The following is a 13,627-nucleotide window of genomic DNA, read 5'->3' as shown; positions in this document are numbered from 1 at the left end:
GTAGACTCAAGTTAGCTGTAAAAAGAAGGCGCAGGATGCGCCCCGCACAAGACGCGAAAGGATAAGATTTATGGACGCAAAATTCACAACCAAGAGCCAAGAAGCGCTCTCCGCCGCTAATATGAACGCGCAGACAGCGGGTAATCCCAGCATCGAACCTGCGCACATCCTCAAAGCACTGATGGATCAACGAGAAGGCGTTGCCGTAGCGGTTCTCAAGGCCGCAGGACTCGACATTGATGCCATTTCGGAAGCCGCATCCGCAGAGATTAAGAAGCTGCCGAAGGCATCTGGCGCATCGGTGCAGAACGCAAACTTCAGCCGCAGCGCCCTTGCCGCTATTCAGAGTGCGCAGACCCACGCTCAGAAATTCGGCGACACCTACATCTCCACCGAAATGCTGCTGCTGGGTATCGCAAGCGGCGATAGCGATACCGCTCGCGCACTTGAAAACCTGGGCGCAACTGCCAAAGTTATCGAAGAGACCATTCCCCAAGTACGAGGAGACCGCACCGTGGATACCCCGGACCCCGAAGGCACCTTCCAGGCCCTTGAAAAGTACGGTACCGACCTGACCGCGCTCGCCCGCGAAGGCAAGCTCGACCCCGTGATCGGCCGAGACTCCGAAATCCGCCGCGTGGTGCAGGTGCTCTCACGGCGCACCAAGAACAACCCCGTGCTCATTGGTGAACCCGGCGTCGGTAAAACCGCCGTGGTCGAAGGGTTGGCTCAGCGCATGGTCTCTGGCGACGTCCCCGAATCCCTGCGCGGTAAAACCCTGATCAGCCTTGACCTTGGGTCCATGGTTGCGGGCGCTAAATACCGCGGCGAATTCGAGGAACGCCTCAAGGCCGTGCTCGAAGAAATTAAGAAATCCGAAGGTCAGATCGTCACCTTTATCGATGAGATGCATACCGTGGTTGGTGCGGGTGCATCCGAAGGTTCCATGGATGCGGGCAATATGCTCAAGCCCATGCTGGCGCGCGGCGAGCTGCGCATGATTGGCGCTACCACGCTCGACGAGTTCCGCGAGAACATTGAGAAAGACCCCGCTCTGGAACGTCGTTTCCAGCAGGTGTACGTGGGTGAGCCTAGTGTTGATGACACCATCGGTATTCTGCGTGGGCTCAAGGAACGCTACGAGGCGCACCATAAGGTGCAAATCTCAGATGCCGCTCTAGTCGCCGCCGCAGCTCTTTCAAATAGGTACATTCCCTCACGTCAGCTGCCCGATAAGGCGATCGACCTGGTGGATGAGGCCGCATCGCGCCTGCGCATGGAGATCGACTCGGCTCCCGAGGAAATCGACCAGCTGCGCCGCGCCGTAGACCGTCTGACTATGGAAGAACTGGCCCTCAAGAACGAGACCGACCCGGCGTCGAAGGAACGCTTGGCGGCGCTGCGCAAAGACATGGCTGATAAGAAAGAACAGCTGGATGCGCTCAACGCCCGCTGGGAAGCCGAAAAGGCCGGTCTGAACCGCGTGGGCGATCTCAAGAGCGAAATCGACGAGCTGCGCTCGCGTGCCGAGGTAGCACAGCGTGAGGGTAACCTGGCGGATGCATCCCGCCTGCTCTACGGCGAAATTCCCGCCAAGGAGAAGGAACTGGAAGAAGCTCAGCGCGCCGAAACTGAGGCTCATGGCGAGGCTATGGTCTCTGAAGAGGTCACGGCTGACGACATTGCCGAGGTTATCTCTTCCTGGACGGGCATTCCCGCCGGGCGCATGCTTCAGGGCGAATCCGAGAAGCTGCTGGAGATGGAGAAGCGCATCGGTGAACGCCTGATCGGTCAGGAAGCCGCCGTGGTTGCTGTGGCGGATGCGGTTCGCCGCGCCCGCGCCGGAATTTCCGACCCGAACCGCCCGATTGGTTCCTTCCTGTTCCTGGGACCGACCGGTGTGGGTAAGACCGAACTTGCGAAGGCTCTGGCGGAGTTCCAGTTTGACGACGAGCACGCCCTAGTGCGCATCGACATGAGTGAGTACGGCGAGAAGCACAGCGTTTCCCGCCTGGTGGGTGCGCCTCCCGGATATGTGGGGCATGAAGAAGGCGGTCAGCTGACCGAGGCTGTGCGCCGTCGCCCCTACTCCGTGGTGCTGCTGGACGAGGTTGAGAAGGCCCACCCCGAGGTCTTCGATATTCTGCTGCAGGTGCTCGATGACGGTCGTCTGACCGACGGTCAGGGCCGCACCGTGGACTTCCGCAACGTGATTCTGATTCTGACCTCGAACCTGGGTTCCCAGTATCTGGTCGATCAGGAGATGCCGTTTGAGGAGCGTACCGAGAAGGCGATGCAGGTGGTTCACCAGGCGTTCCGTCCCGAGTTCCTGAACCGTCTGGATGACATCATCATGTTTGAGCCGCTCTCTTCCGAGCATCTGGGGCAGATTGTGAACCTGCAGATTCAGGGCATGGGCAAGCGTCTGACCGACCGCCGCCTGACCCTGGATGTTACCCCCGCCGCCCTGGAGTGGCTGGGCTTGGCAGGGTACGATCCGGCCTTCGGTGCCCGCCCGCTGCGCCGCCTGGTACAGCGCGAGATCGGCGACCGTCTGGCGAAGGGCATCCTCTCGGGCGCTATCCACGATGGCGACACCGTAGAGGTGGATGTGAACCCGGATGTTGCAATGGACGGTCTGTCAGTGACCTCCAAGCGTGACGACTAACTCTTCACAGCGCAAAATAGAATGCTAAGTTGCAGCGGGAGCGTAAATTACGCTCCCGCTGCAACTTTCCACTTCCGGAGTAGTTCGTGCTTGCAGAGCTAAGGGCCGATACGCCTGTTTGCATAAGCTTCTAGATATTTCAAAATGCTGTGAGAATAACGCTGACGTTTACAATAAGAACTGTCCGTGCCGACATATTCTCGATAGGATCGCGGATAAATGGAGTGCACTTATTATTGGGCGTCTGCAGCAGGGGCCTCAACGTTTTTCAGAGTTGAAGCGTAGCATCACCGGCATAACGCAGAAAGTGCTGACTCAGAACCTCCGAACACTAGAACGTGACGGTTTGGTAAGCAGGACTATTTTTCCTACCGTACCCGTTACTGTGGAATATAAACTTACCCCATTGGGCGAAACCCTAATTGAGCCTTTACGGGTTCTTCGCCAATGGTCTGAGGCTCATAAACAAGAAGTACTTGACGCACAAGACGTGTACGATACAACGACATAGCGGCAGAATATATATGAGGAGGGGTTATCGTCTGCACGATAGCCCCTCCTCATGTTGACGGGAGTTTAAGAATAAGAGATGACGAGTTTTCCGATCATATGGGAACTTTCAACTTTCTGATGCCCCTCACGGAAAGACTCAACACTAAGTCCTGTTAAGGTCTCGGTGAGAGTACCCATAATCTGTCCCGAGTCAATCATGTCAGCTACTTGCCTCAGCAGATCAGACTGATACGCTATATCCTCTGTTGCAAACATGGAACGAGTGAACATAAATTCTGGCGTCACAGAGATCGACTTAGGTTTAAAAGCGCCAATGTTAAGAGTCTGAGGATCGTCAATAAAAACTAATTGGCTCTGCGGATTCATGGCAGAGGCAATATCCTCTTCACGATGCTCAGTGTATGCAGAGAAAACGTAGTCGGCGCCGCCAAGATCCTGAACTTGCTGCCCCAAATCTTTGCTGTGATCCACAACGTCATCCGCTCCCAGCTTCTTGCACCATTCAGCGGATTCTCGGCGTGAGGCTGATGCAATTACGCGAAGAGAAGTTCGTGCTTTTGCAAACTGGATCACCATAGAACCGACTCCGCCTGCCCCTCCAATCACCAAAAGATTACCCGAAGTATCTTTGGTGAGACCCATGTGATCAAAGAGTGTTTCCCATGCAGTGATTGCGGTAAGTGGAATGGCGGCCGCTTCCGTGAATCCCAGCGATGCAGGTTTCTTAGCGACAATACGGTAATCTACCGTCTGATATTCTGCGTTTGAACCTGGGCGTGTGAGATCACCAGCGTAATAAACCTCATCGCCAGGGACAAAACCAGACACATTTTCCCCTACGGACTCGACGATACCTGCCGCATCCCAACCAAGAATTTTAGGATCTTGCTGAACTCCTGCACCCGTGCGTACCTTGACATCCACGGGGTTGATAGAGACAGCTTTCACTCGAACCAGGAGATCCTGGGCGCCCGGAACAGGGATGGGTATTTCAGCCTCAATGAGCGCTTCTGGATCAGAAATTGGTAGGGAACGTAGCATAGCAATTGTTTTCATAGTGTTTGACATAAAAATCATTCTACTTGCTCGCCCTACAGACACTTTCAAGGAGGGCTAGTTACTCCGAGGAAACCACGTCATACCTATGGATGAAACATAATTCATAAGGTTTCGTGCCGAGCTGTGTTTTTATCTTTGCCCGAGGCGGGAGCATAGTTTATGCTCCCAGAACTCAGTCTTTAGCGCGCGGAATCAGCTCTTACTTCTTGCGATTCTGATAGAAATCCTTCTCGAATTTGCGTGCCCAGTCCGCAATGAGTCGGTAGGTGTCGGAGCACAGCTCTAGGGTTGCCTTCGCCTCTATCTGGTCGTCGATGGATGCGGCAGCCTGTTCCAGCCGATCTGCCCACTCGCTGTAGGTATCGGCAATAGATTGCAACAGCTCGTGCCCCATCTTTTCATCCACCATACGGATATTCGCGATGACGGAGACGAAATTGAAGTCTACGCGCGCCGGGCTGGAGGCAATATCGTAGAGAAGCTCGTGAAGACGTTCCTTGCCTTCGAGAGTAATGGAGTAGACCGTGCGCTCAGGCATAGCACTGTCTTTGACGGTGGTGCTCTCCACATATCCCTGCTTGTAGAGCTGCACCAGGTTGCGGTATACGGAGGGTGAGCTGATGCGCGCCCAACTGCGTACTCCGCGCTGGTCCATCATTTTGTTCATTTCGTAGGCGCTCATCGGGTGCTCATGAAGAGCCCCCAGGATCATAGCGTCGATAGTTGGGGTTGCCATGATGCTTCCTTTCACTATTGCTGTTGCTAATAATACTATCAGTAATACTAGTCTTGCATATAGGATTTTGTGATCAAGAGAACCCAGGCAGGGGAGTAGGTTGCCCGTCCCTAACTGGGGAGAGAAACATCCCCGACATACACTAGACACATGGAAAAATGGACCGATACGCAGAACTTCGCAGACGCGGGCGAGAAAAGCACACTCATCGCCTCCGCGCATCGCGCCGCCATTCGCTCCATTGAACGAGTCGTCACCGAAACCGTCACCCCGCACGACCCTCAATACGCCGCCGAGGGCATCGAAAAAATGCTCCGCATCGGCGGCGTTCTGGCGCTTACCGGCGCCGGGGTCAGTACCGAATCCGGTATTCCCGACTACCGCGGACCCTCCGGAGCGCTCTTAGACCACCGGCCCATGACCTACCAAGAATTCCGTTACGACGCCGCCGCCCGACAACGCTACTGGGCTCGGTCTTACGTAGGGTGGAGGCGCATGCGCCGCGCATCCCCGAATCGAGCCCACTATGCGCTCGCCGAACTTGAGCATGCGGGTGCGGTGAACGGCCTGATTACCCAAAATGTTGATGGTCTGCACGTGAGTGCCGGAAGCAAGAATGTGCTGGCACTGCACGGCGATCTATCTTCGATTCTGTGCCTGGACTGCGGAATGCGCGAGTCGCGTGAGAGCCTGGATGTCCGCCTGGATGCGGCAAATCCGGGGTATCTGGAGCGTCTCGAAAGTACCGAATTGCAGGTTAATCCTGACGGCGATGTTGAGCTCGACAACGACTATATTCGCAGCTTCCAGATGGTGGGATGCACGGCTTGCGGCTCGACGAAACTCAAACCGGATGTTGTCTATTTTGGTGAATCCGTGCCTGCCGACCGGAAGGCTCGCCAGCAGCAGATGCTCGCGGATTCTTCGGGTGTGCTGGTGGTGGGTTCTTCGGTCGCGGTTATGAGCAGCTACAAGATTGTGCTTGATGCCCTGCGTGCGGATAAACCCGTGGGGGTTATGAATGGCGGTCCCGGACGTGCGGATGCGCGCGTCACCTATTTGTGGCGCACAGGCGTGGGGGAGGCACTGGAAGAAATGCTGGATCGCCTCGATATCTAACCTGCTAATCCGCAGGCTGCTCAAAAGAAAAAAGGCGTTGGAAATACCGATTTTCACTATTAAGAGTCTTTTTTTTGAAAGAAATTAAGGTGCCTGCAATAACATTAAAGTTAAAACCTCAAGATGATATTTAAAGTTTATGGGAATAGTACATCTATCAAAAATACCTGTGTTAATAATTTCTCTTTAAAAAATCCGCTCAAACCGCGTCATAGAGGCGAAGGCAGGGTTTTGAGAGGGTAGTATATAAAGCATGAGAACTAAAAAAATTGCTACTTTCGGTGCCGTTGCAGCTCTGAGCTGCGGATTGGTAGGCGGTTTTACTACCATTCCGGCAGCATTTGCCACTAATTCCCTTCCCGGTAATTCTGTATCTACTTCTGTTCCGGGAAATTCGGAACACTCTCACAGTGATAAAGCTAAGATTTCTTTCCCCAATGAATGGAAAGAAGGTCAGGAGTTGACCTTCCAAGGTTCCGGCTATACAACCGAAGATGGTTCTGCTGGGTCCACTCTGGTGCTTAAAGACCATGAAGGTTCCATCGTGGGTACCTATGATGCAGACGCGCAGGGCTATGTCTCCGGCAACATCAAGTGGAATGCTGCCTATGCAGAACGTGACTATGTTGAAATTACCGTTCTGACCGGCAAAAAGGCTGGCGATGTGCGGCGCAGCGAGACTGTAAAGGTCAAGGTCGTGGCTTCTGAGAAGAGTGGTTCTCTTCCCGGTGAAGGTGGCCAGGGCGGTATGGGCGCCGTAGGTGGCGGTAGCACTCCCTCATCTACGCCGACTGTGACTCCCTCATCGACTCCTGAAGCAACCACTCCTGCTTCAACTCCGAGCGCATCCACCACTGCTGAGGCTACAAGCACCCCATCTGCTGCCGCAACCGAGACCGCCCAGGTAACCAACGGTTCCGAAACTCACCAGTTTGCTACCTGTAAAGAGGCTAACGAAGCAGGTTTCAAGGACATCCAGCGCAATGACGCTGCATATGCCGATCACCTCGACAGCGACCATGATGGCGTGGCTTGCGAAAGCAACGGCGGCAATGGCGAGCATGGTACCGCATCCAACGGTAACGGCGGCGCAGGTTACGTCTCGGATAACAACGGCGGCTCCAACAACGCTTCCTCGAACAGCAACGGCAAGCTGGCTAATACCGGTGCAAACGGTGCTCTGACCGTAGCAGGTCTGGGTATGGTTGCTCTGGGCGTGGGCGGTGCAACCGTAGCCGCTCTGCGTAAGCGCAAGCGTGCCTAAAGATTAGATGATCAAGTCCTCGGGGCGGCTCTAGACTCTAGAAGCTGCCGGAGGCTACATAGAATCCCCCGTTCCTCATGATTGAGGAACGGGGGATTTCGCTGTTTAAACCTCAGAAAATAGCCTCCACGAAAAACTCGCTGAGAGGTAAGAGTCTTCATGACGGTAATAACGGTCGAAAAAAGTACCAATGAGGATTTACGCATGAGGCTTTTTCGATCAGAATGTGAATTTTGCGCATTCTCAAAGTCCTTAGAGATATGCCATAAGACTCGTATATGCAAATTCTGAATTTTTATGATTTAGCACCATATTTTTGGGTATTTGGTCAGCGTTTCCCTCGCCGTATCCCCTGCAATCGCGGGGAACTTTTAGATATGCACGAAATACATAACTACAAGTTAAGACAGACACAGGAAGAACACAGGAACGGGCGCGAACCTAGAAATACAAGAACATAACGGCACACAAAACGGAACGGAGAGTCCAATGGATATCTTGATGATGGGACTGGCAGACCTAGTAGCAATTGGCACGCTCTGCACCCTGTACATGATTCGTCATAAGACCCGTGAACTCATGATTTCATACGCGGTTATCAACGCCGGTGTTTTCACCGTAACGGTCGCCCTGGCACATGCCGGAAGTACCGCAGGCGCTATGGGTCTAGGACTCTTCGGCGTTCTTTCCATTATCCGCCTGCGGTCTACCTCCCTAAGCCAGCGTGAGGTCGGGTACTACTTCGTATCTCTCGCCCTAGGTTTGATCTCCGGCGTGCGGCTTGACCCGCCATATATCGCCTTCATCCTCATGGTGGTACTGGTCGGAATCATCGCACTACTGGATTCACCGATCTTTGAAGCGAAAAACCAGCCGCGCACCCAAACCGTCACGGTGGATCGCGCTATCAGCGACGAAGGAACCCTGAAAGCCTATCTGGAATCGCGCCTCGGGTACGAGGTCGTCTCCGCTAAGATCCTGGAGCTTGACCTGCTCAACGACACCACACAGGTGACCATCACCTACAAAGAGCTTCCCCAACTCCAAGAACACCTTAACGCGAATTACGAATACTACGCTTCCTAGGCTTTATCTCGCAGATATCGCCTAAAACTACACCTAAAAACTCACACGTTGAAAGGACCTACCATGAGTCCCCAAGCACCTCAGCCGTACACCCCGTTTCAGGGTGGCGCCGCACAGACTTTGGAATCTACGCACACCCCTGCGGTAGATAATACTCCGTCTTCTCACCGAAGCGGGCACCGAGAGGAAAGTACCATGTCTATCGTGCCAACCTATTGGCAGAGCATCAGCCTCGATGAACTCAACGAAAAAGCCGCTATGCAGACCCGTGTGGACCGCAAATACATTGTGGACGCAGATTATGCGGCATCTATCCTAGCTGAACTTCCCGCCGACGAGGCGGCCGTCCTAGAAATCGACGGTCAGCGTGAATTCGCCTATGACTCTGTATACTTCGACACCCCTGACCTGGTGAGCTATAAGGCTTCCGCCATCGGCAGCCGTAACCGGTTCAAGGTACGTACTCGCAGCTATCTGGATTCTGACCTGAGCTTCTTGGAAGTCAAGACTGAAGGGGCTCGTGAATTCACGGTCAAGGAACGTATTCCGTACTCTATCGAAAACCGTGACATGCTCACTGCAGAAGGCAAGGAATATGTAGCTACCGCGCTTGAACAGCTGACGGATGCGTCTGTAGATGACCTGGAGCCGGTTGTTCGTACCGGGTACCGTCGTACGACTGTATATCTGCCCCAGTCCGAGCAGAATCCGGTAGATTCTCGTCTCACGATTGATACCTCGCTCACTTGGACTCCGCTTTCAGAAAGCGCGCTCGTGTACACCGCAGACGGCAGTGAAGGACCAACCAAGTATCAGGTCGGTACCGAATATACTGCACCCGGTACGGTGATTATCGAAACGAAATCTGGCAGTGCACCTTCAATCGCTGATAAGTATCTGTGGCGCGCGGGCATCCGACCCGTCAAAATTTCTAAGTTTGCTACGGGTATGGCTGCGCTGAATCCTCAGCTGCCGGCGAACAAGTGGAAGCGCACGATTCAACATTGGATGCAGCTTGAACCAGCCGCTTAGAACTAGACCCTGAGCGGGTAACGTCTTAGAACGCGGCACAAGAATAGGGTGGGGTGTTCCAGAGGCTCACCGTGTTAGGGCATTCTGGAAACCCCACCCTCTCGCGTAGGATGGTTGAGGCAATCTTTACCGAGATACTTAATCCCTACAGACGAGGAACCCCGTTCGAGATGTTCAAAAACCGGTTTACATCTGTTCTTACATGCGCCTTTGCGGCATCGCTGGCACTTGCCGGATGCGCCATTAGTGGGAACCCTGATAACTCCAAAGCCACTGTGACCGCACAGGAACAGGGGAAGGAGCTTAAATCTGGCGTATACACCTCGAACACCAAAAATGGTGAAAAGATTGACGCGCAAACTCACTTTACGCAAGAAGACGTGACCTGGAACCAGGATGCTGTTCTTCCGCTCAATCTGGCAGATCCCACCACAACCGATGGGGTCAGCGAACAAAACGGAACGATTACGATTACGAAGGGGGGAACCTACCGTATGTCTGGCGACTATACGGGGCAAGTGAAGGTTCAAGCCCCCAAGACAGATAAAGTTCAGCTCATTCTTGACGGCGTTAACATCACGAATGAGACCGGATCTGCTATTAACGTTGCCTCTGCCGACGAAGCCGTCATCTACACATCCCGGGGCAGCACCAATAACCTCAGCGACGGCCCAGAATACGCAGTTCAGGGCAAAAAAGAGGCAGATTCTACGATCTATTCAACCGCTAACCTAACCCTTGCGGGCGATGGAACGCTGAACGTCGCCGGTAAATTTGACGAGACGGTGCACACCACCAAAGGACTGGTTGTTGCCGGAGGTGCCCTCAACATTAATTCCTCGAAGACCGGACTTAAAGGCAAGGACTACGTGGATATTCAGGGCGGGACCCTGCGTATTGAAGCCGCAAAAGACGCGATTAAAGCCACCAACACCGAGAAACAAGGCCTTGGATGGGTGCGCGTGGCTGGCGGTGACACTGTTCTTCGTGCTGGTGACGACGGCATCAAGGCGCTGCGCACCCTGGAGATTCTGGACGGGAAGCTCACCATCGAAGGGTCTGAAGAAGGGCTTGAAGGGCAATACGTCAATATTCATGGCGGCAATACGCTCATCAACAGCAATAACGACGGCGTGAATGCCTCGCTCAAGGACCAGCTGCCTAACGATCAAGAGTATGAGGATCAGAAGGAAGACAGCGATCAGCCGGATGCCAGCCCCGTACCCTTGGGTGGTGCCCGCGATACCACAGAGGTTATTGATACTGTGATCAACATGACCGGTGGAAATGTAACCCTCAACGTGGGTGCTGACGGCATGGACTCTAACGGACACGAGTTCTACACAGGAGGCGAGTTGCTAATCAACGGTCCTCAAGACGATGCCAATGACCCTATTGATCCAAATGGTGACATTACTGTAAGTAACGACGCCAGGATCTCATTTGGCGGCGGTGGTGTAGAGCTTTTCAAGCGCCCGATCGACGACTCCACAAATGGGTATCTGCGAATTGCAGATAACGATACTTTCCCACAAGGGCAGTCTGTTCAGGCAGTAGATTCTGCCGGACAAGTCGTTGCAAACTACCGGGTGATTACTCCGGGTGTTAAACAAGTATTTTTCTCGAATCCCTCTATCGTGAAGGGTCAAGAATACACTCTTTACCTAGCACCCACGCTGGTGGATCCGAAGACCACCACCCTTGCACCTGGTGCCGTTGAACGTGGAACTTTCACGGCATCAACCCCCGATCTATAAAACATAACGAGAGGAGAGAATCCTATTCCAACCTTTAGCCTGCGCAGGATAAAACCATCACACAAAACTCCGGCGCGGGTGGCGGTGCACGCCACAAATATGCATCAGAAAATCCAACTTCTATCACACGACACATACATCAGGAGCCTGCAGGAACCCGTGAATTTGATGCGGCAGGTACCCGTTACCCCGTAGAATTCGGATGTAAACCCTGAAAATACTCACAAACTGCTCAAACAGTGTAGATAGAAAGTGATTCTTTCCCCATGAATAAAAAAATGCTGACTTCGGCAACCTCGGTAACTTTGCTCGCGGCGCTTGCACTCACCGGATGCTCAACTACAAGCAACGCCCTTGCCTCTGGTACGACGGCGGCGGATAGCTCAGTCGGTACGACTGCGACAACATCCTCGGCAACCGCCACCAACACTGCCGCCAGCAGCTCGTCATTCTCGACCAATGTAAAGAGCGGCGAAAAACTCGACGTCGACACTCACTATTCGGAACAGGATCTCAGCTGGGACACTTCTTCCGAAACCGCGATTGACCTGTCAAACCCCACCGCAACGGACGGCGTTACGGTTGAAGACGGCACCTTGACCATCACGAAGGCTGGCACGTACAAACTCTCCGGCGAATACCAGGGGCAGATCAAGGTTGAAACCGCTGACAGCGACGCGGTTCGGCTCGTTCTCGATAACGCAAACATCACGAATTCCAGCGGTGCCGCGCTGAACGTGGTAAACGCTGACGAGGTTATTCTTTACAGCGCATCCGGCACCACCAATACGATAAGCGACGGCGCAGACTACACCGCAACGGGGGAAGATGATCCGGATGCCGTGGTCTATTCCAAAGCCGACATGACGATCGCGGGTGAAGGCACCCTGAAGGTGAACGGCAACCACGAAGACGGCATTCACACGAGTGACGGCCTTGTGATTGCCAGCGGCACTCTTGAGGTCAATGCGGCGAACACCGGCATCAAGGGCAAGGATTATGTGGATATCCTAGGCGGCACTATTAACGTGACCGCGCAGCAGGACGGTATCAAATCCACTAACGACACCGACGAGGGGAAGGGCTGGACCCGCCTGAGCAACGGTACCGTGACCGTGAATGCGGGCGATGACGGTTTCAAAGCCTCTCGGGTCGTCGAAATTTCCGGGGGCTCCCTGACGGTTGAACAGTCCGATGAAGGCATTGAGGCACAATACATTAATGTCTCTGGCGGCGATGTAAACGTCACGAGCGCGGATGACGGCATGAATGCCTCGCTGAAGACAAGCAATTCTGAGAGCACGGATTCATCCGAGAACACCTCTGATACTGCCAATCAGCAGCAGAACAACCAGCAGCAGGGCAGCCTGCCGGGTGGGCAGCAAAGCGGAACCTCCAATCAACAACAGCAGGGGATGGGTCAGCCTCCGGCAATGCCCGGCGGTAACGCCCAGGACGGCACGTCTCAGAAAGGAGCTTCAGGCACTGCTCAGCAGCAGAACAACACTCAGAACCAAGGCAACCAGAACATGGGACAGCCTCCGGCAATGCCCGGCGGTAACGCCCAGGACGGCACGTCTCAGAACGGAACTACAGGTACCGGCCAGCAGGGGATGGGCCAGCCCCCGCAGGGTGGTATGCCCGGTGGTGGTGGCGGCGGAACCTTTGAGGTTATCGATGCTGCAATCAACGTGAGCGGCGGTCACGTTACCGTCAATGCTGAGGGCGATGGCATTGATTCGAACGGTGTCACAACTCTTTCTGGAGGAACGCTGATAGTGAACGGTCCCAGCCAAGGCGGTAACGCTGCGCTGGATACCAACGGCGACTTGCTCCTCAACGGTGCCACGGTTCTCAGCGGCAGCACGGCAGATATGTTCGAGGCTCCCTCCACCAACTCGACGAGCGGCTACCTGAAACTGACCAATAGTTCCGGATTTGAGCAAGGATCCACGGTTCAAGTAGCGGATTCATCTGGTAAGGTGGTGGCTAACTATAAAGTCACCAAGTCGAATGTGCAGTTGGTTCTCGTCTCTAGCTCATCGATCGTCAAGGGTCAGAGTTACACGGCGTACACTACAACATCGGCTGTGGACTCCAACGCAGCGTCGTTGGCATCCGGTGCGACCGAGCTAGGTAGCTTTACAGCCAGCTAGTGCGGGTTGTTCCCAGGACTTGGGGATAAAATCTTTGAGTCTCGGGCTTGTAGAGATGGGTTGCTACGCGCGGCTCTTATAGAAGGCTCCTACAAAGGTTTGGGCTCCACATCAGCGTATAATGCGCGAGGTGGAGCCCAAACCTTATGCATAATTCGCCGGAGTTCAGGCGAAGAAACTGAAGATTCGACAGATTTTCTGAGCATGAATCTGTCAATCAACAAGACATTGAGGGGT

At 54.1% G+C, this 13,627-nt stretch carries 10 protein-coding genes; 8 read left to right on the top strand and 2 right to left on the bottom strand.

The window, feature by feature from the left end; genetic code table 11:
• Positions 1-70 precede the first annotated feature (70 nt).
• Positions 71-2,668, top strand: a complete 2,598-nt coding sequence (clpB, locus tag HMPREF0733_RS02520) for an ATP-dependent chaperone ClpB (protein ID WP_013397814.1) — start codon at positions 71-73, stop codon at positions 2,666-2,668.
• Between the two features lie 118 nt (positions 2,669-2,786).
• Positions 2,787-3,179 (top strand): winged helix-turn-helix transcriptional regulator, encoded by a 393-nt coding sequence (locus HMPREF0733_RS10890; RefSeq protein WP_013397813.1) that lies wholly within the window; start codon positions 2,787-2,789, stop codon positions 3,177-3,179.
• Positions 3,180-3,244: 65 nt separating this feature from the next.
• On the opposite strand, the gene HMPREF0733_RS02515 is transcribed toward HMPREF0733_RS10890, so the two are convergent.
• A complete protein-coding gene (locus tag HMPREF0733_RS02515) occupies positions 3,245-4,249 on the bottom strand; it encodes a zinc-binding alcohol dehydrogenase family protein (RefSeq protein WP_218564873.1) in 1,005 nt (334 codons plus the stop codon).
• 190 nt (positions 4,250-4,439) lie between these two features.
• Positions 4,440-4,976: a PadR family transcriptional regulator gene (locus HMPREF0733_RS02510; RefSeq protein WP_004005541.1), complete on the bottom strand. Its 537-nt coding sequence runs from the start codon at positions 4,974-4,976 to the stop codon at positions 4,440-4,442.
• A gap of 150 nt (positions 4,977-5,126) precedes the next feature.
• Here HMPREF0733_RS02510 and HMPREF0733_RS02505 point away from each other — a divergent pair, with 150 nt between their 5' ends.
• The 6 genes from HMPREF0733_RS02505 to HMPREF0733_RS02480 all read left to right on the top strand — a co-directional run bounded on the left by HMPREF0733_RS02505 (position 5,127) and on the right by HMPREF0733_RS02480 (position 13,390).
• Positions 5,127-6,095 (top strand): Sir2 family NAD-dependent protein deacetylase, encoded by a 969-nt coding sequence (locus HMPREF0733_RS02505; protein WP_013397811.1) that lies wholly within the window; start codon positions 5,127-5,129, stop codon positions 6,093-6,095.
• Between the two features lie 253 nt (positions 6,096-6,348).
• The gene (locus HMPREF0733_RS02500) at positions 6,349-7,359 is read left to right on the top strand and encodes an excalibur calcium-binding domain-containing protein (RefSeq protein WP_013397810.1); all 1,011 of its coding nucleotides are present in this window, start codon (positions 6,349-6,351) and stop codon (positions 7,357-7,359) included.
• 501 nt (positions 7,360-7,860) lie between these two features.
• The gene (locus HMPREF0733_RS02495; protein ID WP_239652941.1) at positions 7,861-8,445 is read left to right on the top strand and encodes a DUF4956 domain-containing protein; all 585 of its coding nucleotides are present in this window, start codon (positions 7,861-7,863) and stop codon (positions 8,443-8,445) included.
• Between the two features lie 195 nt (positions 8,446-8,640).
• Positions 8,641-9,477: a polyphosphate polymerase domain-containing protein gene (locus HMPREF0733_RS02490; protein WP_013397809.1), complete on the top strand. Its 837-nt coding sequence runs from the start codon at positions 8,641-8,643 to the stop codon at positions 9,475-9,477.
• 71 nt (positions 9,478-9,548) lie between these two features.
• Complete coding sequence (locus tag HMPREF0733_RS02485) at positions 9,549-11,234, top strand: carbohydrate-binding domain-containing protein (RefSeq protein WP_115333615.1); 1,686 nt, start codon at positions 9,549-9,551, stop codon at positions 11,232-11,234.
• A gap of 266 nt (positions 11,235-11,500) precedes the next feature.
• Complete coding sequence (locus HMPREF0733_RS02480) at positions 11,501-13,390, top strand: carbohydrate-binding domain-containing protein (protein ID WP_013397807.1); 1,890 nt, start codon at positions 11,501-11,503, stop codon at positions 13,388-13,390.
• Positions 13,391-13,627 lie beyond the last annotated feature (237 nt).

Origin of the sequence: Rothia dentocariosa ATCC 17931 (assembly GCF_000164695.2) — a bacterium.
Classification (GTDB): Bacteria; Actinomycetota; Actinomycetes; order Actinomycetales; family Micrococcaceae; genus Rothia; species Rothia dentocariosa.
Note: the sequence above shows the minus strand (reverse complement) of the source record. Positions and strands in the feature narration are given on the sequence as shown.